Raw genomic sequence first — 22,951 nt, forward strand, 5'->3', positions numbered from 1 at the left:
ACCAATGTGGCCTACCCCACCCTAAAGGGTGAGGTTTTCGGAAGAAAATATATAAGAGGCAAAGGTTAATAATTCATAACTTAAAAATTATTTGCTTCGGGTGATGATCATGGGCTTAATTGAGGACAAGGCTCTAGTTGAGAGTGCTTTATTTGTATCTGGTAGGCCAATCAGTGTGAAAGAGATTTCAAAGGCTTTGGGAATAAAATCCCTTGATTATATCGAGAAGCTCATTGAGCTTATAGCAGCGGAATATGCAGAAAGGAACAGTGCTATAGAAATTGTGAGAGTTTTGGGGGACAAATATGTAATGCAGGTTAAGCAAGAGTATTCTCAAAGAGTAATTCAGTTAATGCCAAGGCCAGACCTGAGAACAGGGGAATTAAAGACTTTAGCCCTAATAGCTTACTTACAACCAATAGAACAGAGCAAACTTGTAAATCTTAGAGGGAGTCAGGTATATGAACATGTAAAACGTCTGCTGGAAATGGGCTTGGTATATGCGGAGCCCTATGAAAGAACAAAAATCCTTGGGACAACCCAAAAGTTTGCTGAGCTTTATGGGTTTCCCGAAAATGATCCATTGATAATAAAAGAGGCTTTCAAGAAAGTTGTACACGCAGAGTATTCTGATTTGATATCTAAAATTGAAAAGGAAAAAGAAAACAAAAACACTGGGTAGTAATCTTTTATGTTGCTTCTTTTTCCTTTTCAGTAATATAGAGAAATTTTAGAGGTTTATCGTGGATTCAAAAACTTTAAATACCTGTTCTATTAATTACTATTTAGGTGAGTGTATATGACGGTTATAACTAAAGAAGAGATTGTAGAAAGAATAAGGCAAAAAACAGGCATGAGTAAGGAGGAGATAGAGCATAAAATCAGAGAAATAGCAAAAGTTAATGAAATATCCGAGCATGCTGCTGCTCTTTTGTTAGCAGAGGAATTTGGAGTAAAAACAGATGATGAAGGAGCTCCACTTATGCATATCTCCGAATTAGTTCCAGGTATGAAGGGTATTAATATAGTCGGAAGAGTTCTTCGAAAATATCCAGTAAGAGAATATAAAAAGAAAGATGGATCTCAAGGCAGAGTTGCGGGTCTCTTAATCTATGATAATACAGGAAGGGCAAGGGTTGTTCTTTGGGATCCTGAGATTTCAAAATATTATGATGATATTCAAGTTGGAAGCGTGATCAAGATAATAAATGCGGATGTGCGGGAAAGTCTCAGAGGCCTTCCAGAGCTTCATGTGAGTTTCAGAAGTAGGTTAATAATAAATCCTGATGATCCAAGAGTAGAAGAGATTCCCCCAATTGAGGAAGTTAGGAGCTATAACTATACCAGGAAGAATATTGGAGAACTTATGGATGGAGAGAAGTTTGTTGAGATCAGGGGGACAATAGCCAAGCTTTATAGGATCATTGCTTATGATGCCTGCCCTCAATGTAGAAGAAAAGTTGACCATGATTCAGCAACAGACACTTGGATTTGCATAGAACATGGGGAAGTAAAACCAATAACAGCTACTATTCTTGATTTTGGGTTGGATGACTCAACCGGATATATTAGAGTTACTCTATTTGGAGATGATGTTGTGGAGATCCTCGGTGTTGAACTAGAAGAAATAAGTGAGAAATTTAAAGAACTTATAAAAATGGGCATGACAGCACGGGAGGCAGGAAGAAAGCTGGCAGAAGATGAGTTCTACCATGTTCTTGGCAGAGAAATTTTTGTTAGGGGAAATGTGGTTGAAGACAGGTTCTTGGGCTTAATACTGAAAGCATCTTCTTGGGATGAGGTGGATTATAAAAGGGAAATTGAAAGAGTTAGAAAAGAACTTTTAAGGGAGGTAGAGTGATATGGAAGAGGCACCTACTCAGATTAAAAGACGTAGACCTGCTGTAGAGAAGAAGATTTCTGAGATTGCCCCTGAGGATCTTAGAGTTTCGCTCATTGGCAAAGTGGTCAAAGTAGATAAAATAGATTACATCTTTTGGCTTGATGATGGAACAGGAGTTGTTGCAATAGAGTGCGAGGAGAACGTCTTACCAAAAGTTGGACAGGTTGTAAGGGTAATTGGCAGAGTTATTAAGAATGAGGAAATCCACATATATGGTGAAATAGTCCAGGATTTTGATACTGTGAATCTGGAATATCTTGAAGAGATTCAAGAACTTGAGAAAAAACTCCTCCCAAAAATTGAAAATGCTCTTGCGTGGTGGTTAGAATGAAAAAGAGGTTGCCTTCTACTAGGGTCTATATAAAAGACATACTCGAAGGATTTTACGTAAGAAGTGAGGGGGACTTTGAGCCCAATTATCTGATCACGAAAGATGCTAGGAGAGTTTACAGAGCAAAGATTGTAGGCACTGTAGTTAGAGAACCGACTATTGCAGAAGATGAAACTTATGGTAAATTTCAGATTGATGACGGAACTGGAGTAATATGGGTTCTTGGGTTTAGAGACGATACCAAGTTTATTCGACTGGTGAAAAGAGGAGACATTGTTCAGTTAATCGGTAAAGTTGGAGAGTGGAGAGATGATAAACAAGTACTTGTTGAAGGGGTCACAAAAGTAGACCCTGAGATGTGGATACTTCATCGATATGAGACTTTAAGAGATAAGCTAAACCACATTAAAAACGCAAAATTGGCATTTGAAATTTACAACACATATGGTATTACGGCAAAAGCAAAGGTAATAGCTAAGAACAAGGGGGTACCCGAGGATTTACTTACAGCTATTGATGAGCTTTATGCAGTAATAATGGAACAGAAAGCTGAAGAATCAGTGTTAGAAGAAGAATTATTTGAAGAAGAGACTAAGGAGGTTAAGGAAGGGATTGAAGAAGCTAAAAAAGCAGTTTTAGAAATTCTTAGATCAAAAGGAACAGCTGTATCTTTGAAATTCATTCAGAGAAAATTACAAGAGAAGTACGACCCTGAAACCATTGAAGAAGCCGTTAGAGCGCTTCTAACAGAAGGAGAGATTTTTGAACCTGAAATTGGTTATTATCAGACTCTTGAGTGACCTTTCTTTTAAAATTTTAAAAGGGTTAATACTGCCCTCTCATGGTTCTTATGATAGGATCATAGATCAGAGTTGATGTGATTCCATCCACTAACCGATAAAACTCACTTTTGCCCTTTTCTAGATCCATGTTTTCAATTCCGAGGAGTTCACATTTCCTTCCCAATATCCATCTACCTAAGACGATCTTTTCTTTTTCATCTTGCGTGATATCTATCCTAATTAGGCCATATGGGATGTCAGCAGTCCACCAGTTTGCTTTGAAAGTAACTGTCCAGCCTAGTTCTTCAAGGGTGGTTGCTAACTTGTCCATAGTTTCACCAGGCCCATAAGGAGTTTTAAATGTGATCACAGCCCAGAGTTTGGGATTATCTAATTCTTTCTTAATCTTGTCTTTAAACTCCATATTCTCACACTCCTTTCGTTATAGATCCCAATAAAAAACTAAATACTGCCAAGTATATAGCAATCTTCAACTTCTTTTGAACCCTTCCAGCAGTTTTAGGAGAAGGGTTTTTTAAAACTTCGTAAGCGGCCCATAAAATTATTCCATCAACGATTATTATAGGGAAATATCCAAGGCCGATTCCGGCTTTAACAGGAAGTAAGGATGCAATTATAGTGGCAACGCTGAATATAACCCCAATTTTAGAGGAGCTTTCAATACCCCATACAATGGGGAGAGTTTTTGCTCCTTGGGCTTTATCTCCCTCAATATCTTCAATATCCTTGAAGATTTCTCTGGCAACATTTACCAAAAATGCACATAGAGCAAGATATCCAGCAAGTCCGATTTTACCAACAGCAATTGCTCCATATATTGGAGTAATCCCAGTTAAGGTTGCCACAACTAGATTCCCAATAAATGGTTGGGGTTTGAGTTTTCGTGCATAGAGATACATTAACAAATAAGCACCCAAGGCAAAGATAAATGCTTCAAAATTTATTAGGTAAGCGATAAGAATGGCCACCCCTCCAAGAGAAATGCCATATACAAGAGCAATATTCTTGGAGAGGGCCCCTCGAGGTAGAGGCCTATTTGGCCGGTTGATTTTATCTATTTCATAATCAAAATAGTCGTTAATGATGTTTCCCCAACTACATTCCAAGAACACTACTAAAAAGATCAATAGGCTGGTTTTTATTGGGGGCAAATGGCCTAAAGCAACGGTAGCACCGAGAATACCAACTAAACCAGCGATGAGACAATTTATAGGTCTTAAAATCTCAATAAAGCATTTGAGTTCCATTCGGAACACCTAATACCTAAGAGCATTGGAAAGTTAAAAAGGTTTTCCTAAAGGGCTTCTCGAGAAAGCAAGCCAAGTTCTTCACCATCTTCTCTAACTCTAATTCTACCAAATCTTAGTTCCACGACATTTTCAAGATCTTCCTTTTTTAATGGGGTGATTATTTGGGCCGTAAACTCTCTGAAATTTATAAATTTAAGGATTCCTAACCCTAGGCAAAATCCCTCTTTATCGATAAATCCAACAATAAGATTGCTCAAATTCTCAAAGTCGCAAGTCAGCAATGTGTTCTTGTTAAAATTTCGTGGAAAGTTTCCTATATCAGCTTTTACCACAAAATACTTGTTGGAAACTTTTCTTCCATGAAAGATAATCCATTTAAAGAGGTTTTCCAACATTTCTTTTTCCTTTTTTGTAACTTCTTCACCTTGGAATATCCACGTACCACTTATCATCATATTCTGCAAGCTGATTGTGTATTCCTGAGCTTGTTCGAAGTATTTTCTCCATTTCTCCCTTCTTATTCGTCTTCTTTCTTCTCTTGTATGGAGTTTGGCGTTTTCACTGATCTTTAGTCGGAATACTTTTGCTTTCTTTTCAAATGGCCGAATTATATTTTCAAGTTCATCCTTTTTCTGAAGTGCAATGATGATTTCCGGCTGAATAACTTCGATTTTCATTCGTTTTAGCTCAACACCTGGGCCATGAATTAGGCCTGTAGTGTCGATAATCAAAACATCTGCTGTATCAAGGGCCTCATTTACCAGAAGTTTCACTCCCGTAATCATCTCTCCAAAAAATTGGTTTGGAGTAATAGTCCCAACAAAATAATGTTTTTCTGCTTTTATTTCTTCTAGTGAATTAAAAACTTTCTCAGGGAATCCAAGACTTATGAGACCCGGAGGAAGTATTCCTTTTTGCCCTACATCACTGTCAATTACTCCTACTTTAAAGCCATTTTTTAATAGTTCATTTGTTAAAAAAACTGCTAAAGTGGTCTTTCCACTGTCCACTCCACCTAGTATCATTACTTTAACTGGCTTCTTAACTTCTTCAATGACTTTGATAACTTCCCCTCTATCTTCTGGAATTTTGTTGGTATATCTTGCTTTGTTCATAGTTAAGATTAAAAAGGGATTAATTAAAAACCTAACCCTAGACGGCATTTGGAAATAGATTGAAGTATTGGTTTACAAAGACCAAAAGATTTATTAATGTTCTAAACATATAGGTTTACGATAGCAAAACAAGTACTAAGAGGTGGTAGGAAATGAATAATGAATCTAAGCTTACATCAAGACAAATGGATTTGCTTAGAAAACTATACCAAGAAGGAAAAACAATAGAAGTGCATACAGTTGAGAAAACTCAAGATGAAATTGCGGATGAGTTAAGCATAACTAGGCAAGCTTTGAGTAATCACCTTAAGACTCTCAAAGAGCTTGGATACATAAGAACTGGAAGAGGATTTATTGATCTTACAGATAAGGCATTAGAATTTTTAGGAGAAAAGAAGGGAGATGTCTTTATTTTTGTCAGAATTGAACCGACCAAGAGAAAGCAGGTTTATGAATCAATTAGAAAGCTTAAGATCAAGCGCATTCACAGAGTTACTGGAGACATTGATCTTATTGTTGAGGCTGACAAGACAAGGCTTGATGAGATACTTGAAGAAGTGGCTTCTCTTGATGGAGTCAGGGAAACTATCACTCATGTAGTTCTTGAGACTTTTTGATATTTTTTTCTATTAATTTTCTCAATTCTTGTATATTTGTGCCAAACTTTGCGGAAATTGGGACAAATATATCTTTGTAATCTTCCCAAGTACCCAAGAGTCCAAATTTTTCTATGAGTCTATTTATTGTAAGGTTGAGATTCTTTATTTTATCCATTTTGTTAACAGCTACAATAATAGGTATTTCCAATTCTTGAAGAAACTGGAAAAACTCAACGTCTATTGGAATTTCTCCCCTCTTTTCCCATCTTTCAATAATCTCTAAGGCACTCTTGCCATCTATAACAAGAACAGCAGTTTCTATTTTATCTGCATTATTCTCTATGAACTGCACTATTTCAGTCTTTATTTTCTCTTGGATATACTTTGGAACTCCACTCATGAACCCAAATCCAGGCATATCAACTATGGTTTTACCCCTCCAGCCAATTTCAATAGGTTTCCTAGTTATTCCGGGTCGTTTTCCCCTTTTAACATATTTCCCTGTGAGTCTAAATATTAGAGTACTTTTTCCGACATTTGAGCGACCGACAAAAATTATCATAAATTTCACCTTCTTTTAACCTCGAGAAAGGCTTAAGTATGTTAACCTCAAAAATCTTTCTTAGGTGAATGCCATGGCTGAGAGTCAACAGGCAAATCAACTTGTTAATAAGTTTGTGGTATCTTTGACCGATGGTCAGATACTTGGCTATGTCACAGATATCAACGTTGAAGTAGACCACGACCAGTTTTATTTTATCTTCAAAATCAAAGCCATTGAGAACCTAGCCAAGACAGGTGAAGTTCAGTCAGGGATGTTTTCAAGTGAGAAGAGAATAAAAATACGCCCTACAGATATAGTAAACGTTGGACCAGATGTTATAATTCTTGGAAATGGAAAAGTTCCGTCTCTACGAGAAATTGAGCAACTCCATAATATTGCTTCAGAGTATAACACTTTAGTGAAGGAACTTGAGCACAAGGAGAGGGTAATTACAGAAATGAAAGAAGAAAATTCAAAATTACTAAAACAGATAGATGAGCTTACAAGAGAGTTAAAGAGGCTTCAGATAATTAAAGAGGACTTTGAGCACTTGAAAGAGCAGTTAATAAAACAAGAAGGTCAACTTGAAATGGCAAGGGAGTATATCAAACTCCTTGAAGGACTAAGGCATGATATAGATCAAATAAAGGCAGATGTTGAGACCCTTCTCAAAGGCTACATAGAAGATGCTATTAAAAGAATAGTAAACGAAGAGTTAAATGCTAGGGGATTAAAGAAAACTCTCCTTTAGCCGAAGATTTGGGTGCCAAAGACATTTAGTAATATCTCAATGGCAATGAAGATTAGCACTATTGCTATTGCCCCCTTGGGGCTTATTTTTATTGCTCGTGTGTCCTCATCGAAAAACCTCATTAAACCTGCACCAGTTGGTGGTAGAGTTGTCCTTTCCTTTGCCATCTTTTTCACCTCTTGTTAAAAAGGTAAAGTGAAGGTATATAAAAAAGTTTTGATATTAAACTGAACCATTCGAGAGTTCTTGGTATTGTGTAAGTTTCTAAAGATTTAATAATGAATTTATTGCTATAAATAAAAATTTAATGTTACTTAACTCCTAATTTAATTATGAAAATCTTTAAATATAACAAAAGCACTATCCATAATTAAAAACTCAGTTAGGAAGGGGAGTAGGCAGTTAATTGGGGCATCAGAAAAATCTTGTACAATTCTTCCTCCCCTTGTATGCTCCCTATAACACGATGAGAGGTCTTAGGAAGTTATTTTGGAGGTGTAAAAAATGCCAATGTATGTTATAACCCACAAGTGGGCTCTTGAAGAGCTGAAAGCGCACTGAAGGAAGCCACCAGATTCTTTGAATCCGTTTTAGTTGATGGTGCAAAACTTCCCGACGGAGTAGAATTTTTGGCCAGTTATAACTTCGCTGATGGTATATACACTATTTGGAAAGCGCCAAACAAGGAAACACTTGAAAAAATAATGGAAGACTTTCCAGTTTTCAAAAAAGGGATAGTTGAAGTTGTTCAGAGTTACCCACCTACCACCGAGTATATTGTGAGGATGTGGGAGATGATTCTTGCCTTCGCTCAGAAGTGAGCCAGATTTTTGTTTTTCTTTTTATTTTCTTTAATTTTCGCAGTTATTATACTTTTTAATCATTGAAGAAAGTTTTATATTACTGAGGCAATTATAAGTTGTAGGGAGTCACATGGATAATAAGTCGAATAATGACAGCGACATTATAAATAAGAGGGTTGTCTTATTGATTGTTACACTCGCTTCTTTCCTCACACCCTTTATGAGTTCCTCAATGAATATTGCACTTCCCTCAATTGGGAAAGAATTTTCGATGAATGTCGTTCTGTTGAACTGGGTTGCCACTTCATATCTCCTGGCTGCAGCAATTTTTCTTGTCCCTTTTGGAAAGATAGCAGATATAAAGGGAAGGAAGAAGGTTTTTTCCTACGGAATATTGATTTATGCCCTTTCATCTTTTCTTTGTGCAATCTCAACATCTAGTGTCATGCTTATTTCTTTTAGAATTTTGCAGGGAATTGGAAGTGCAATGATATTCGGGACAGCTGTGGCGATTCTAACTTCCGTATTTCCCCCAAGAGAACGGGGTAAAGTCCTTGGAATAAATGCTGCGGCAGTTTATTTAGGACTATCTCTCGGGCCATTTTTAGGAGGGTCCCTGACCCAATACCTTGGCTGGAGAAGCATCTTTATTGCAAATGCAGTTCTTGGTTTAATAACAATAATTCTCGTTTTATGGAAATTAAAAGGAGATTGGGCTGAGGCAAAGGGGGAGAAGTTCGATTTTATTGGTTCCATAGTTTACAGCCTTTCTCTTGCGGCAATTATGTATGGCTTTTCTCTGATACCTGCAATGTCAGGCCTATGGTTGGTGCTAGTAGGCGTCTTCATGTTTTTGTTATTCGTTAGGTGGGAGATGAAGACAAAAAATCCCATTTTGGATATAAACCTTTTCAGGAACAACATAACATTTACCTTCTCTAATATAGCTGCTTTAATCAATTATAGTGCGACTTTTGCTGTAGCTTTTCTCTTAAGCCTTTACCTGCAATATATAAAAGGGTTTAGCCCTCAAAACGCTGGTTCGATTTTGGTTGCTCAGCCCGTTGTGATGGCTATTTTCTCACCGCTTGCAGGCAGACTTTCCGATAGAGTTGAGCCGGGAATAATAGCCTCAGCAGGTATGGCATTAACAACGGTGAGCCTTTCGCTCTTTACTTTTTTGAGCGAAAAAACAAGTTTGGAAGTTATTGTAGCCAGTTTAATTCTTCTTGGTTTTGGACTTGCTCTCTTTTCCTCTCCTAACACAAATGCGATTATGAGTTCCGTTGAGCGGAGATTTTATGGAGTAGCTTCAGCAACGCTTGCAACGATGCGGCTGACTGGACAGACGCTAAGCATGGGCATTGTAATGTTAATATTTGCCATATACATGGGGAATGTTCAAATTACGCCTCAATACTACCCAATTTTTTTAACCAGCATGAAAACAGTATTCATCATCTTCGCCCTTCTATGCTTTGGTGGCATATTTGCATCACTTGCAAGAGGAAAGGTTCAATAAGATGTTTGGCGGACTTCTGAACTCTCCGCTTAGCTTTGGTGCTTACGTCCTTGGACGACAGGAGATATATGAGTTGTTATTTTATAATCACCTTCTTTGCGGGCTGGAAGCCTCGTCTTTTACGGTGGGGAGGAGGGCAGCTGGAATAGTTACCTTAATTTGCTTGCTTTGATAAACCAACTAAGTATATAATAGTTTCAGCCTTCATACTTCTTTCTTTTCTGAAGTGCTGTGTGCAACTTAAGTCTGACACCCACTGCTTATCCTGAAAGTATCAACTAAAGCAAAGAAACCTTTTTAAATGAAGATGCTTAGCCCATGGTGGACAAGGGGTTTACCCAATGAATCCCGCTAATGAACGTGGAGGTGGGAGGAAATGGCCACATTTAAACTTGTAATATCTGACACAAAAACTGGTGTTGCAAAACAGATTGAGATTACTGGGGCTGAAGCAGATAAATTGATTGGTTTGAGAATAGGTGACGAGATAGAGGCCAAAGAATTAGGATTCAACTTGAGTGAAATCTTTGGAAGTGAAATTCCTGGCGATGTTAAACTCAAGATAACTGGCGGAACTGATAAAGATGGATTCCCCATGAGACCTGATGTTCATGGTCCAAGAAGAGTTAAAATTCTCATCTCGAGAGGACCAGGATTTAGGCCTCAGGAGAGAGGAGAGAGGCGAAAGAAAACCGTTAGAGGGAATACTATAAGTCCTGAAATCGCCCAAATAAATGTTAAGATAGTCTATCCATGAGGTTTTCTTCCTTTTTATTTTTTTCTCAAAAAACCGGCCTTTAGGAGGATAGGTCACTTAATTTGCTTCTTATCAATTAATTTTAAAAGCTCTTGTGGTAAGGTTAATAAGGGAAGATAAGTCCTTACTTTTGGAGGCGAGGAAAATGGTGAAGAAAAAGTTTAAACAAGCCGAGGTTAATATTGGTATGGTTGGTCACGTTGATCATGGCAAGACAACATTAACAAGAGCTTTAACTGGCATCTGGACTGATACTCACAGTGAAGAGCTCAGAAGAGGTATTACAATCAAGATAGGTTTTGCTGATGCTGAAATAAGAAAATGTCCGAGTTGTGGTAAATATTCTAATTCTCCAAAGTGCCCATACTGTGGAGCTGAAACTGAGTTTGAAAGAAGAGTTTCATTTATCGACTCCCCTGGTCACGAAGCTTTGATGACTACAATGCTTGCAGGGGCTTCTTTGATGGATGGGGCAGTTTTAGTTATTGCAGCAAATGAACCTTGTCCAAAGCCTCAAACAAGAGAGCACTTGATGGCCCTTCAGATTGTTGGTAATAGGAACATAATAATTGCTCAAAACAAGATTGAGCTTGTAACAAAAGAACAGGCTATAGAGAACTATAACCAAATTAAGGAGTTTGTTAAAGGTACCGTGGCAGAAAACGCTCCGATAATTCCAATATCAGCTCTTCATGGAGCCAACATTGACGTATTGATAAGTGCGATAGAGGAGATAATCCCAACTCCCAAGAGGGATCCAAATAAAGCTCCAAGAATGCTTGTTTTGAGGAGTTTTGATGTTAACAAACCTGGAACTCTCCCCGAGAAACTTGTAGGTGGGGTCATTGGAGGATCCATTATTCAAGGAAAACTAAAGGTTGGAGATGAAATAGAGATAAGACCTGGAGTTCCATATGAGGAGCACGGTAGAATAAAATATGAATCTATAACTACAGAGATTACTTCACTCCAAGCAGGCGGAAAATCTGTGAAAGAAGCGTATCCTGGGGGTTTAGTAGGCGTTGGAACTAAACTCGACCCCTTCTTGACTAAGGGGGACCTTATGGCAGGAAATGTTGTAGGAAAGCCTGGAAAACTCCCGCCGGTATGGCAAGAATTACGATTAGAGGTTCATTTATTGGAAAGGGTTGTAGGAACTGAAGAAGAACTCAAGGTGGAGCCCATAAAGAGAAGGGAAGTCCTCCTCCTTAACGTTGGAACAGCTAGGACAATGGGCCTTGTTACAGGCTTAGGAAAAGATGAAGTAGAGTTAAAGCTTCAAATTCCAATATGTGCAGAACCAGGAGAAAGAGTTGCAATAAGCAGACAAGTAGGTTCAAGGTGGAGACTCATTGGATATGGGTTTATAAAGGGATGATTTCTTCTTTAAATTTTGTGGTGAGTTTAATGAAAAAGTGGCTCGTTATCCCTGACACAAATTTCCTTTTGATTCCAGGGCAATTTGGAGTTAATATAGTTGGTGAGCTTCAGCGCATACTTGATGTAAATTTTGAAATAGCAATTCCAAATGTTGTAGTTGATGAATTAGAGGTTATAGAACGCAAAGTTAGAGGGAAGGACTTCATGGCTGTTAAAATGGCCAAAAAGCTTGCCAAGAAGTTTATTGTAATAGAGATTGGTAAATTTGGAGAAAAACCCATAGATCAACAAATACTTGAGTTTGCATCAAAAACATCAAATGTTATTGTATGCACTAATGACAGGGCGTTGAAGAAAAAACTTCGGGAAAATGGAATTCCTGTGGTTTATTTACGCCAAAAAAAGATTTTGGAACTTGAGGGCATGATTTCATAGACCTGGCTTAATGGAGGGATGTATAGAGAAAGATATATAACTATATTTAACCTTAATTCGGTCAGGTGTTTAAATATGCCTTATGTAGAGAAACTTGAAATGAGAGGCTTCAAATCATATGGAAGTAGAAAAATCGTAGTTCCTTTTTCTAGAGGATTCACAGCTATAGTGGGAGCCAATGGAAGTGGGAAGAGTAATATTGGTGATGCTATTCTATTTGTTCTTGGTGGGTTATCTGCGAAGGCCATGCGTGCTACTAGGATTGGTGATTTAATATTTGCAGGTACCAAAGAGGAAGCCCCAGCTAAATATGCAGAGGTTGCAATGTATTTTAATAATGAAGATCGGGGGTTTCCAATAGATGAGGATGAAGTTGTCATAAAGAGGCGTGTTTACCCAGATGGTAGGAGTGCTTATTGGTTGAATGGAAAAAGGACAAGTAGAAGTGATATTCTCGATGTTTTAAGTGCTGCAATGATTTCACCTGATGGGTATAATCTCGTCCTGCAGGGAGATATAACAAAGTTCATTAAAATGAGTCCAACAGAGAGAAGAATGATAATAGATGAAATTTCTGGGATTGCTGAGTACGATGAAAAAAAGAAAAAAGCAATGGAAGAACTTAAACAGGCAGAAGAGAACCTTGCGAGAGTAGATCTCCTGATTAGAGAAGTTAAAACCCAACTGGATAAGCTCGAAAAGGAAAGGAACGACGCATTAAGATATCTTGATCTAAAAGAAAAACTCGAAGTCGCAAGAACCACACTTCTTACAGGAGAAGTTAAGAGGTTGCAGAACCTTATTGCTGAGAGCAGGGCAAGAGATGAAGAAATTGAGGTGGAGATAGAGCGCATAAATGGAGAACTAGAGAATATAGCAAAAACGATAGTGGAAAAAGAGAAAACTCTGACCCAAATAGAGAGGGAACTTGAAGAAAAGAGTGAAGACGGCATACTAGATGTGACAAAGAAGATAAGTGAGGTAGCTTCTAAGATAGAGCTTGCTAAAAAGAACATTGAATTAGCTAAGAAAGAAATAAGTGAAAGCCAAAGACGACTTGCAAAGGCCAAAGAAGATTTGAAAAATGTTTCTGCAGAGATAGAAAAAGGCAAATCTACTATTGAAAGATGGAAAAAACGGAGAGAAAATCTTATCGCTGAAATCCAGAAAAAAGAAAAGGAGAAAAATGAATTAATTCTAAAGCTCGCTGAGATAGATAAGAACTTCACCATTGCAAAGCAAGAGTTGGACAAAGTTGAAGAAGAACTTGAAAATGCAAAGAAAACTCAGTACTTTAAGGAAAGTGAAATCACAAAAATTACAGAAGAAATAGAGCGAATTAAAAGTAAAATTTCCCAGCAATCTACTAGGCGGATTATTCTGAAGAGTAAACTTGAAGAACTTAAGGCGGAAATAAATGTTAAAAAATCTGAACTTTCAGAGATAGATTCAAAAATTGAGAAAGCAAGTGTAAGACTGAGAGAAATTGAAAAAGAACTTGAAAAAGGTCAGGAGAAATTGGAAAAAATTGTTCCAGAGATTAAAAAACTTAATGAAGAGCTCATCAAGGCCGAAGCTAGAAAAGAGGTACATCAAAATAAGACACTTGAAGCAATTAAAAACGCTAACATCCCTGGAATTTATGGTTCTTTAGCTGAGCTCATTAGAGTTAGAGATGATACCTATCTTACTGCTGTGGAAGTTGCTCTAGGATCTCATGCGGACAACGTCGTGGTGAAAGATGATAAGGTAGCGGAAGAGGCTATAAAGTTTTTAAAACGAAATAGGCTTGGAAGACTAACCTTTTTACCCCTTAATAAGATAAAACCGAGAAAATTGGATGGAGTTTCCAAAGGTATCCCAGTTATGGACGTCATTGAATATGATCCACAATTTAAGAACGCTGTTGCATTTGCTGTGGGTGATACCCTAATAGTTAATGATATGGAGGAAGCAAGGGATGTTGGTATTGGCAAAGTTAGGATGGTAACCCTTGAGGGAGAGCTTTTAGAGAGAAGTGGAGCCATTGTTGGGGGATATTACCGGCCAAGAACAAAACTTGCTATCAACACTGATGAGATAAAAATGGCATTAGCTTCTCGTGAGAAGGAGAAAGATGCTTTGGAATCTCAAATAAACGCCCTTAAACTTGAACAAAGGGGACTTGAGAGGGAATTGTTTGAACTTAGAGTGAGGAAGAGTGATGTTTCTAAAGATTTACAGATGCTTCAAAAAGAAATGGATAGGTTTTTGAACGAGGATAAGACCCTAAAGGAAGAGATTGAAACTGCAGAGAATAGGTTAAAGGAGCTTGAGTCCTTCATCCATCAAACAAAGGGAGATCTTGCAAAGCTTAGTGGAAGGGTGGAGCGACTTGAAAAGATAAGAAACAAACTCAGAAAGGCCCTAGACAACCCCGAAGCTAGAGAGCTCAACCAAAAGATAAGAGAGGTTGAACATGAGATAAGCAAGCTCAGAGAAGAGCTTAGTAAAGTTGAATCGAGACTTGAGAACCTTGACATAAGGATTAATGAGGAGCTTATTCCAAGAAAAGCTGACCTTGAAGAGGAAATTGAGGGTATTGTCAATAGAATAAATGCTTTCAAGGCCAGTATCAAACAAAATGAAGAGGACATAAAATCACTACAGGCCCAACTTGAAGAACTTCAAGAAAAGGAACAAGCTGTAAAAGATGAATTAAAAGCTTTAAGAGATGAGAGGGACAGACTTAGGGAAGAAATTTCTCAAATGAGAGAAGAGAAGGAGAAGTTGAGAGATGTCTTGCAGAAACTTAGATTGGAAGCTAACTCTCTCAAGATAAAAATGGCTCAATATGAATCCCAGCTCAGGGAAAAAGAGAGTGAATTAAAGCACCATGATGTTAAGGTTGTTAAAGAAATTCCAGAGGATCTTGAAAAGCTTAGGGAAGAAATTGAACAAATGGAAGATGAGATTCGGGAACTTGAGCCGGTGAACATGAAGGCTATTGAGGACTATGAGGTTGTTGAGAGGCGTTATCTGGAACTTAAATCAAAGAGGGAAAGACTTGAGGCTGAAAAAGACAGTATTATCGAGTTTATAAACGAAATAGAAAACCAAAAGAGAAATGTATTTATGCAAACGCTGAATGCAATAGCCAGAAACTTCTCAGAACTTTTTACAAAACTTTCTCCTGGAGGAGAAGCAAAACTTGTTCTCGAGAATGAGGAGGATCCCTTCAGTGGGGGTTTGGACATAGAAGCAAAGCCCGCTGGAAAAGAAGTGAAAAGAATCGAGGCTATGAGCGGTGGAGAAAAAGCATTGACGGCCTTGGCATTTGTGTTTGCCATACAACACTTTAAACCGGCTCCATTCTATCTCTTTGATGAAATTGATGCTCACCTTGACGATGCAAACGTTAAGAGGGTGGCAGATCTTATAAAAGAGGCCTCAAAAGACAGTCAGTTCATAGTTATTACACTTAGAGATGTTATGATGTCAAATGCAGACAAGATAATTGGTGTTTCAATGCGTAAAGGTGTCTCAAGGGTTGTTAGTTTAAGCCTTGAAAAGGCCATGGAATATTTGGAGAAAGCGAGGGCAAAAAATGCCAATGCCCTCGGTTTGTAGGTGAAATGAGATGGAATACAGGAGAGAAGAGGAGATCACACCAATTGATATCCTCTTACAGCTTGTAACAATGGGAAAAGTTGACCCCTGGAATATTGATATAGTGGATATTACAGAGAAATATATTGAGCGTATAAGGGAAATGCAGGATCTGGACTTGAGGATATCTGCAAGGGCTATTTTAGCTGCTTCAATTCTCCTTAGAATGAAGACCGAGGCCTTGCTTTATACCAAGGAGGACGATGGGGAAGAACAAGAAGAGGAAGAGAGAATAAGAGTAGATGTTGATCCTTACGTCCCACCCCTTAGAAGAGCAGAGCGTTATTACACTCTGGATGATTTGATAGAGGCCCTAATGGATGCTCTTGAAGAAACTGAGAAAAGAAAACCCAAGAAGAAAAAGGAGGTTAAAATTGAAGAGGAGATATTTGTTGTGGATGATTTTCGTGTAGATATAGAAAAGCATGTTAATAAGCTCTATGAAATAGTAAGGGAGCTTTACTCGAATACTAAGGATAAAATAGCTTTGTGGGAGCTTGTTTTTGATCCAAGTCCGAAAATAGTTGCAAGAACCTTCCTTTACCTTCTTTTCCTAGCGAATATGGGCAAAATTGAACTAATTCAAGAGGAACCCTTTGGAGAAATATTTGTTGTCCCCCTAGAGAATTGAGAAATCAGACTTCTTTCCTTCCTCTTGATCACTCGAAGAGTTATAGCTAGGAAGGGTAAAATCAAGTCTTCTTTGTTTAAAAAATCGGTTGACAGTTCTCTCTTTCGCGTGTTTAATGACCAGCATTAGGATACGTAAAAAAGTTTTTGATGGTGCCGGGGGCGGGCTTTGAACCCGCGACCTCCCGGTTTCTCAGGCTCCCCCGAAAGGGAGCGGCCCTATGAGCCGGGCGCTCTGACCAGGCTGAGCCACCCCGGCACTTTCGCATATACCTCTTTGTGTTTTATTTTTAAATCTTTCGCCGTTTTATTAAATGTTTTCAAGGATAAGCTTAAGAAGTTTCTCATCATTTACGGCTATTATGTTTAGCTTTTCAGATGCATTTAGATTGAACTTAAGTTCTCTCCCTTCATCATCGGTTATAATTGCTCCGGCTTCTTTTGCAATTATGTAACCTGCTGCTATGTCTGTAGGTCGAACATAATTTCTTATATCGATTACTCCATCTAAAGAACCCCTAGCAAGATATGCCAGCTCTATTGCAATGGCTCCTAATACCCTAGTTCTCCGAACTTTTTCAACGAGTTTTGCCCCTCTATTTCTGGTGTAAAAACTTATTGAGATAGAATCCTCATTTAAAGGCCTTGTTCTTATCATCTCCCCATTTAAATATGCTCCTTCATTGGGGATACCTTCGTAGACATTTTTTGTAATAAACTCATAAAGCATTGCATATAAAGGCTCATACCCCTTGAAAACTGCAAAACTGAAGCCAAAAACTGGAATGCCATGGATGAAGTTAAAAGAACCATCAATAGGATCCACAATGACACAGTATTCGTTTTCATTATTTATGCTGCCGATTTCCTCACTTATGATATTTACTCCAAGTGGTTTGAGATATTCTAAAACTATGTCTTCGGCCATTTTGTCAACGAGTTTTGTTTTGTCCCCACTGGGGCTAAACCCAATAAACTTTCCGGCCTTTTTTTGTCCGAATAGGGGCATGATTTCTCTTTCAATATCCTTTGCAAGGTTAAGGGCTATTTCATTCCATTCATACATCTTTAAACCCCCATAAGCATTCTTAAAAGGTTTCTAGTCCCCGGGGCAAAGCCAAGGATAAACATGACCATTTTGATAAAGTCCATAAGTTCTTTATCGCTTTCTGTCTCTTGCAAGTATTCCATGAGGTAAAGAGCTACCATTAGTACTGCAAACTTTAGAAAATACATCACGGCAGCGGTTCCTGTAATATCCATCAAGTATCTTGGAAGAACATGCTGTTCCCAATACCCCATGAAGTCAACACCAACAAAGGTTGTCGTTGCATCATAAAAGTGGGCGTAAAAGAGGTAAGAATTCTTTTTAACCAAATGAAGTTTTATTGAAAGCAGATAAATCGTCATGAGAGCTATTGTGGCGAAGGGAATGAAGTATTTTAGGGTATCGAAGTTGAACTGAACTTTTTCGAGATTAAATAGTAAAAGCAGAAGTTCTCCTCCTACAAGGGCCCATCCAAAATAAAGAAACACTTTCCTCCAGTCTTCAAAGAATTTATGGGTTATTAAGAGGGATGAGAAGGTGATCATAAACACAAGGAAATAAATTCCGGGAGTGACTGTGAGGTAACTTTGTGGGATTATAGTTGCGTCGGTCAAAGCTCTTCCAAAGGCCCCTAAAATCATGTATGGTATAAGGGCTCTGAAGAATGCATTATCATATTTTATGCCAAGCTTTTTCAAGACCTTATACACTACAAGGGCCGCTATACCCAAGATAATGGCATATGTAAGGGTGTTAACAATATTGTAGCCTTGATTATACCGTATCGGGTCTATGAAGTATTTTTGAAGAATTTCATAAATTCCCATTTAACCACCTAGGGAAATATTGTAGGAGTAGTTAAAGCTTTTTCTTCCAATTATTTTTTAAGCTTTGAGAACTTAAGAATAAAGTGGTGATGTTTATGCATTTAATGGAGTTACCCAGGGAAGTTCTTCTTGGGGAAGACCTGAAGGATAAAGTCAGTCAAGTGGCCAAAAGATTAAAATTGGGGGAAAATGTATTAATTCTCTATGGACCGAAAACAAAGGAGATTGCCGGAAAAGATATTGAAAAGCACTTGAAAGAGTTTTTCCATGTGAAAAACTTACTCATAAAAGAAGCTTCAATGAAAAATGTTCAAAAAGCCCTAGAAATTATTAGAAATGAGAATATAGACTGGCTTCTGGGAGTTGGAGGAGGGAGCATAATCGATGTGGCCAAACTGGCTTCATTTAAAGCTGATGTCCCCTTCATAAGCTTTCCTACAACAGCTTCTCATGATGGGATAGCAAGTGCAAATGCCTCCATAAGGGATCTTGGGGCCAAGACATCTATAAAGGCCCGGCCACCAGTAGCTGTTATTGCAGATGTTAATATTATAAAAACAGCACCTTATCGTTATCTTGCTGCAGGAGTTGGGGACATGGTAAGTAACCTTACTGCAGTAAAAGATTGGGAGCTTGCCCATAGAATAAGGGGGGAGTACTTCAGCGAATACGCTGCCTCATTGTCTCTTATGAGTGCCAAAATGGTTATCAAAAATGCGGACATTATAAGGTTGAGCAATGAAGAGAGTGTTCGGAAAGTGATAAAAGCTCTAATTTCAAGCGGCGTTGCCATGAGTATAGCAGGTTCATCAAGGCCTGCCAGCGGAGCTGAACATCTATTTAGCCATGCATTGGATGCAATAGCTCCAAAACCTGCATTACATGGAGAACAATGTGGGGTCGGAACAATAATAATGGCATACTTACATGGTCTCAACTGGAAGAAGATTAGAGAAACATTAAAGAGGGTTGGAGCACCAACTAATGCATATGAACTTGAGATCGATCCAGGGTTTATAATTGAAGCCTTGACTATTGCTCACACTATCCGGCCTGAGAGGTATACAATTTTAGGTAAGGACGGCCTAACAAAGGAGGCCGCTGAAAAGGCAGCTAAAATAACTGGAGTAATATGATCATATTTCATAGGAGGTGTTAAAATGACAATCACGTTGGTTGGGGAAAAGCTTGCAAAACCGGGAGTTGAATTCATTTATTATGGGCCAGCTGACCCATGTAAAAGTTGCAGGCTTGCAAGAGTTTGTGTAGGAAATTTGGAGCCAGGAAGGAGGTACAAGGTTGTCCGGGTTAGGAACATAGAGCACTCATGCCCACTGCACGAGGGTAAGGTTAGAGTGGTCGAGGTTATTGAGCCAGCAATAGAAGTAGCAATAGAACCACGGGTTGCAATAGTGGGTTCAAAAATAAAATTAAGTTTTGTTGAATGCAATGACCCTGAAAAACAGAGCCTTACTAGGCCAGAAGGCCTATTTGAGGGTGATATCGTCAAGATTCTTGAAATTTCAGATGATTTTGAATGTGATGAAAAGCACTACAAAGTTGCCCGTGTTATGCGGGAAAAGGAATAATTACTTCTTCTTTTCTATCTTTGTAAATGCTATTATCTCTTCTCCAAAAGTTTTCACTTTATATGCTCTCATCTCTCCACGGAGAAAGAATTTTATTGCTTTCATGAGCTTTTCTTGTCGTATCAAAGTTTCTTGAGCTTTTTCAATACTGATTGCTTTGAATCTAATTCTCTCTCCGGGTCTTTTTTGGGCAACTTTTGGAATATCCACTCTTGCCACGACTCCAATCTTTGCATATCCTCCAGTAGTCTGTCTATCTGCGAGCATTATGATCGGTTTTCCATTTTTTGGTACTTGAATCGAGCCAGGGGGAATTGCATCTGTTATTATGTCCGCTCCCTTGTCAGAGTGCTCTATCTTTGGCCCTTCCAGACGGTAACCCATTCTATCGGATTCGGAAGTCACGGTATATTCTGATGTTAGGAAGGTTTCTATCCCTCTTTTGGTGAAGTGTTCCTCTTGAGGACCAAGGATAACCCTAACTGTATTTTCCTTTTCATATTTTGGAACAAATTCTTTTGGTAGCTGTTTTCCTTCTTTACCAGTTAAAATTGCATAACCAAGTTTAAGCTTATCTCCAGAGCTCAAGGGTTTTCCAAAGTTTGCTCTTAAGTATGTAGAACAACTGCCTAAAATTGGTTCACATGCGATTCCTCCAGCAAACGCTATATACCCATACATTCCTGATTTGAGGATACCTATCTCAAGTATATCTCCTCTTTTTGCCCAATAGCTTTTCCATGCTTCTACTGGCTGGCCATTAAGCTTTACTTCTACATCTCCACCTATCGCAAAAACGGCCGAGGAATGGAACTTTATGGTGGGCCCGTGTAATACGAACTCTAGGAGTGGAGTGTTATCTTCATTACCTACAAGATAATTTGCTAGTCTTGCAGAAACCTCATCCATCACACCACTAACGGGAACTCCAAAACTCTGATAACTATATCTTCCCAAATCCTGAATAGTTGTTAGTGAAGGAACGTTAACAAGTTCTATCACTGCTCTTCACCCCACTCCTGCTTATAGATTTCCCAGAACTTCTCTTCGCCTATGGGTACAAACTTAACGTAATCACCTGCTTTGACTATGCTAGGTGGACTTTTTGTGGGGTCAAACGTTTTCAATGGAGTTCTTCCAATTAGCCTCCACCCTCCCGGGCTTTCTATTGCATACCACCCGGTCTGCCTTCCCGCTATGCCAACGCTGCCTGCTGGAACTTTTAAGCGTGGCTTCTCGAGCCTCGGTGTTGCAATTCTCTCGTTCATACCCCCCAAATACGCAAACCCGGGAAGAAATCCGAGCATATATACCCTATAGAGGGGTTTTGAGTGTATCTCTACGACTTCATCGATGGTGAGATTGTTATATTGAGCAACGAACTCTATGTCTGGGCCAAAGTCTCCTCCATAGACAACGGGTATTTTAACTATTCTTTTTTCCTCTTTCTTAGGTTCGGCTGATAAAAAAGGCTTCAGGGCCGCTACTATCTCAGAGTAGGAAATCTTAATAGGATTATAATACACATAAACGCTTGTGTATGTGGGAACAACTTCAACCAGCCATTCTGGGGAGGCATGTTCTATTGTTTCCGCCACGGCATGCACTTTTTTGTTTATCTCTTCGCTAATTTCACTGCCGAAGATTATAGCTATTGCTGAATCGCCAGCGGGTTTGAACTTAGGGAGCATTTGATCACCGTATCAACTCTCTCATCGAAACTATTTTAATTCCTTCTTCTTCGAGACGTTTTCGTAGATAGGCTGTTATCTCCACGGCTTTTGGATTGTCTCCATGGACGCATATTGTATCTGCTCTGAGCTCAACCCACTCTCCATTGATCGATTTTACTCCTCCATCCTTTACCATGGAGATAACCCTCTCAGCTATTTCCTCTTTATTATGGATTACCGCACCTGGTTTTCTTCGTGAAACGAGGGTTCCATCAGGGTTGTAAGCTCTATCGGCAAAAACTTCATGGGCAACTTTTAGCCCCATTTCTTCTGCAATTTCTAAGGGTTTTGACATAGAAAGTCCGACGAAGATTATGTTTTTATCAAAATCAGCTATTCCTTCGAGAACACCTATTGTAAGTTCCTCATCTCTAACGAGAGCATTATAAAGAGCTCCATGTGGTTTTACATGCTGTAATGTTAATCCTTCAGCTTTTACAAATGCGTATAAGGCCCCAATCTGATACAAGATATAGTTTCTGGCCTCTTCCTTTGTAAGGTCCATGTATCTTCTTCCAAATCCCATAAGATCAGGATATCCTGGATGAGCACCAACTTCAACATTCATGTCTTTTGCAAGTTTCACGGTCTTTCTCATTATTAAGGGATCTCCTGCGTGCCATCCGCAAGCAATGTTGGCTGAGGTTATGTACTTCATAACCTCCTCATCGAGACCTAACTTATATCTTCCAAAACTCTCCCCAAGGTCTGAATTAAGGTCAATTTTCATAGTTTTTCACCACTTCATAGATGAGACGATAAACCTTTAACTCTTTCTTCTAATTAAACCCCATGTTGATTATAGATGCAGCCATATTTATCCAAAGCATTGATGTGGAGGGCATTACAACCCCAAAAGTAATTGAGGAGGTTAAAGACCCAGAATCGAGGCTTTTACTGGAAAGTCTCATTAGTGCGGGCAAAGTTAGAGTCATGGTGCCCTCAAAGGATAGCATTGAAAAAGTTAAAGAAAAAGCTATTGAAACTGGTGAACTTGGAGAATTAAGTGATGCTGATATTGAAGTACTGGCTCTAGCCTATGAGCTTAGAGGAGAACTTTTTACTGATGATTACAACCTCCAAAATATTGCTGCTCTTCTGGGTCTAAAGTTCAGAACATTGAAAAGGGGAATAAAGAAAGTGATAAAATGGCGTTATGTCTGTGTAGGGTGTGGGAAGAAGTTTGAAACTCAGCCTTTGGATAATATCTGTCCCGATTGTGGAAGCAAAGTTAGATTGCTCCCCAAAAAGAAGAGAAAAAGGCGTCAGCGCTCATAGGGCTC

At 38.7% G+C, this 22,951-nt stretch carries 26 protein-coding genes and 1 tRNA gene; 16 read left to right on the forward strand and 11 right to left on the reverse strand.

Annotated features, from left to right (window positions below; translation table 11 throughout):
• Positions 1-109: 109 nt before the first annotated feature.
• The 4 genes from scpB to TSIB_RS03485 all read left to right on the forward strand — a co-directional run bounded on the left by scpB (position 110) and on the right by TSIB_RS03485 (position 3,034).
• On the forward strand, positions 110-682 hold the full coding sequence (scpB, locus tag TSIB_RS03470) for an SMC-Scp complex subunit ScpB (protein ID WP_048160254.1): 573 nt from the start codon (positions 110-112) through the stop codon (positions 680-682).
• 117 nt (positions 683-799) lie between these two features.
• Positions 800-1,861, forward strand: coding sequence for an OB-fold nucleic acid binding domain-containing protein (locus tag TSIB_RS03475; protein WP_015848990.1), 1,062 nt, complete (start codon positions 800-802; stop codon positions 1,859-1,861).
• Between the two features lies 1 nt (position 1,862).
• Positions 1,863-2,234, forward strand: a complete 372-nt coding sequence (locus TSIB_RS03480) for a Replication factor A complex, RPA14 subunit (protein WP_015848991.1) — start codon at positions 1,863-1,865, stop codon at positions 2,232-2,234.
• Positions 2,231-3,034: an OB-fold nucleic acid binding domain-containing protein gene (locus tag TSIB_RS03485; RefSeq protein ID WP_015848992.1), complete on the forward strand. Its 804-nt coding sequence runs from the start codon at positions 2,231-2,233 to the stop codon at positions 3,032-3,034. Before TSIB_RS03480 ends, TSIB_RS03485 begins: the two co-directional genes overlap by 4 nt.
• Before the next feature lie 25 nt (positions 3,035-3,059).
• On the opposite strand, the gene TSIB_RS03490 is transcribed toward TSIB_RS03485, so the two are convergent.
• Genes TSIB_RS03490 through TSIB_RS03500 form a run of 3 tightly spaced genes read right to left on the reverse strand, consistent with a single transcriptional unit; the run spans position 3,060 to position 5,402 of the window.
• On the reverse strand, positions 3,060-3,440 hold the full coding sequence (locus TSIB_RS03490) for a hypothetical protein (RefSeq protein ID WP_015848993.1): 381 nt from the start codon (positions 3,438-3,440) through the stop codon (positions 3,060-3,062).
• A 4-nt stretch (positions 3,441-3,444) separates the two neighbouring features.
• On the reverse strand, positions 3,445-4,284 hold the full coding sequence (locus tag TSIB_RS03495; protein ID WP_015848994.1) for a geranylgeranylglycerol-phosphate geranylgeranyltransferase: 840 nt from the start codon (positions 4,282-4,284) through the stop codon (positions 3,445-3,447).
• Between the two features lie 47 nt (positions 4,285-4,331).
• Complete coding sequence (locus tag TSIB_RS03500; RefSeq protein ID WP_015848995.1) at positions 4,332-5,402, reverse strand: Clp1/GlmU family protein; 1,071 nt, start codon at positions 5,400-5,402, stop codon at positions 4,332-4,334.
• 152 nt (positions 5,403-5,554) lie between these two features.
• Between TSIB_RS03500 and TSIB_RS03505 the strand changes: the two genes are divergently transcribed.
• A complete protein-coding gene (locus TSIB_RS03505; RefSeq protein ID WP_015848996.1) occupies positions 5,555-6,019 on the forward strand; it encodes an Lrp/AsnC ligand binding domain-containing protein in 465 nt (154 codons plus the stop codon).
• Here TSIB_RS03505 and engB read toward each other — a convergent pair.
• Positions 5,991-6,563 (reverse strand): GTP-binding protein EngB, encoded by a 573-nt coding sequence (gene engB / locus TSIB_RS03510; protein ID WP_015848997.1) that lies wholly within the window; start codon positions 6,561-6,563, stop codon positions 5,991-5,993. The genes TSIB_RS03505 and engB overlap by 29 nt on opposite strands.
• A gap of 73 nt (positions 6,564-6,636) precedes the next feature.
• Here engB and TSIB_RS03515 point away from each other — a divergent pair, with 73 nt between their 5' ends.
• Positions 6,637-7,296, forward strand: coding sequence for a hypothetical protein (locus TSIB_RS03515; RefSeq protein ID WP_048160255.1), 660 nt, complete (start codon positions 6,637-6,639; stop codon positions 7,294-7,296).
• Here the strand turns inward: TSIB_RS03515 and TSIB_RS03520 are convergent.
• Positions 7,293-7,463: a preprotein translocase subunit Sec61beta gene (locus tag TSIB_RS03520; RefSeq protein WP_048160256.1), complete on the reverse strand. Its 171-nt coding sequence runs from the start codon at positions 7,461-7,463 to the stop codon at positions 7,293-7,295. The genes TSIB_RS03515 and TSIB_RS03520 overlap by 4 nt on opposite strands.
• A gap of 462 nt (positions 7,464-7,925) precedes the next feature.
• Between TSIB_RS03520 and TSIB_RS10560 the strand changes: the two genes are divergently transcribed.
• The 7 genes from TSIB_RS10560 (at position 7,926) to TSIB_RS03555 (ending at position 16,472) form a co-directional block, all read left to right on the forward strand.
• Positions 7,926-8,117, forward strand: a complete 192-nt coding sequence (locus tag TSIB_RS10560; RefSeq protein WP_015849000.1) for a hypothetical protein — start codon at positions 7,926-7,928, stop codon at positions 8,115-8,117.
• A 112-nt stretch (positions 8,118-8,229) separates the two neighbouring features.
• A complete protein-coding gene (locus tag TSIB_RS03530) occupies positions 8,230-9,621 on the forward strand; it encodes an MFS transporter (protein ID WP_015849001.1) in 1,392 nt (463 codons plus the stop codon).
• Positions 9,622-9,997: 376 nt separating this feature from the next.
• Complete coding sequence (locus TSIB_RS03535) at positions 9,998-10,378, forward strand: 30S ribosomal protein S6e (RefSeq protein WP_015849002.1); 381 nt, start codon at positions 9,998-10,000, stop codon at positions 10,376-10,378.
• A 145-nt stretch (positions 10,379-10,523) separates the two neighbouring features.
• Entirely contained in the window at positions 10,524-11,756 is a 1,233-nt protein-coding gene (locus TSIB_RS03540) for a translation initiation factor IF-2 subunit gamma (protein ID WP_048160257.1), read from the forward strand.
• Between the two features lie 29 nt (positions 11,757-11,785).
• A complete protein-coding gene (locus TSIB_RS03545; RefSeq protein ID WP_148206154.1) occupies positions 11,786-12,193 on the forward strand; it encodes a type II toxin-antitoxin system VapC family toxin in 408 nt (135 codons plus the stop codon).
• Positions 12,194-12,268: 75 nt separating this feature from the next.
• Entirely contained in the window at positions 12,269-15,802 is a 3,534-nt protein-coding gene (smc, locus tag TSIB_RS03550; RefSeq protein WP_015849005.1) for a chromosome segregation protein SMC, read from the forward strand.
• Positions 15,803-15,812: 10 nt separating this feature from the next.
• Entirely contained in the window at positions 15,813-16,472 is a 660-nt protein-coding gene (locus tag TSIB_RS03555) for a segregation and condensation protein A (protein WP_015849006.1), read from the forward strand.
• 150 nt (positions 16,473-16,622) lie between these two features.
• Here TSIB_RS03555 and TSIB_RS03560 read toward each other — a convergent pair.
• From TSIB_RS03560 to TSIB_RS03570, 3 genes are all read right to left on the reverse strand, one after another.
• A tRNA-Met gene (locus TSIB_RS03560) sits at positions 16,623-16,730 on the reverse strand.
• Between the two features lie 51 nt (positions 16,731-16,781).
• A complete protein-coding gene (locus tag TSIB_RS03565; RefSeq protein WP_015849007.1) occupies positions 16,782-17,537 on the reverse strand; it encodes a bifunctional fructose-bisphosphatase/inositol-phosphate phosphatase in 756 nt (251 codons plus the stop codon).
• Positions 17,538-17,539: 2 nt separating this feature from the next.
• Positions 17,540-18,346 carry a DUF63 family protein gene (locus TSIB_RS03570; RefSeq protein ID WP_015849008.1) on the reverse strand — a complete coding sequence of 269 codons (807 nt, stop codon included), beginning with the start codon at positions 18,344-18,346 and terminating at the stop codon, positions 17,540-17,542.
• A gap of 95 nt (positions 18,347-18,441) precedes the next feature.
• Here TSIB_RS03570 and TSIB_RS03575 point away from each other — a divergent pair, with 95 nt between their 5' ends.
• The gene (locus TSIB_RS03575) at positions 18,442-19,482 is read left to right on the forward strand and encodes an NAD(P)-dependent glycerol-1-phosphate dehydrogenase (RefSeq protein ID WP_048160258.1); all 1,041 of its coding nucleotides are present in this window, start codon (positions 18,442-18,444) and stop codon (positions 19,480-19,482) included.
• Positions 19,483-19,506: 24 nt separating this feature from the next.
• Positions 19,507-19,935, forward strand: a complete 429-nt coding sequence (locus tag TSIB_RS03580; RefSeq protein WP_015849010.1) for a UPF0179 family protein — start codon at positions 19,507-19,509, stop codon at positions 19,933-19,935.
• Here the strand turns inward: TSIB_RS03580 and TSIB_RS03585 are convergent, their stop codons facing one another.
• From TSIB_RS03585 to TSIB_RS03595, 3 genes are read right to left on the reverse strand one after another with little or no spacing between them, the layout of a single operon-like run.
• On the reverse strand, positions 19,936-20,937 hold the full coding sequence (locus tag TSIB_RS03585; RefSeq protein WP_015849011.1) for a 5-oxoprolinase subunit C family protein: 1,002 nt from the start codon (positions 20,935-20,937) through the stop codon (positions 19,936-19,938). It abuts the gene before it with no gap.
• A complete protein-coding gene (gene pxpB / locus TSIB_RS03590) occupies positions 20,934-21,626 on the reverse strand; it encodes a 5-oxoprolinase subunit PxpB (protein WP_015849012.1) in 693 nt (230 codons plus the stop codon). Before pxpB ends, TSIB_RS03585 begins: the two co-directional genes overlap by 4 nt.
• Before the next feature lie 4 nt (positions 21,627-21,630).
• Complete coding sequence (locus tag TSIB_RS03595; protein WP_015849013.1) at positions 21,631-22,398, reverse strand: LamB/YcsF family protein; 768 nt, start codon at positions 22,396-22,398, stop codon at positions 21,631-21,633.
• A 62-nt stretch (positions 22,399-22,460) separates the two neighbouring features.
• On the opposite strand from TSIB_RS03595, the gene TSIB_RS03600 reads away from it, so the two are divergent.
• Positions 22,461-22,946 (forward strand): type II toxin-antitoxin system VapC family toxin, encoded by a 486-nt coding sequence (locus TSIB_RS03600; protein ID WP_015849014.1) that lies wholly within the window; start codon positions 22,461-22,463, stop codon positions 22,944-22,946.
• Positions 22,947-22,951: the final 5 nt, after the last annotated feature.

This window comes from Thermococcus sibiricus MM 739, assembly GCF_000022545.1.
GTDB classification, from domain to species: domain Archaea; phylum Methanobacteriota_B; class Thermococci; order Thermococcales; family Thermococcaceae; genus Thermococcus_A; species Thermococcus_A sibiricus.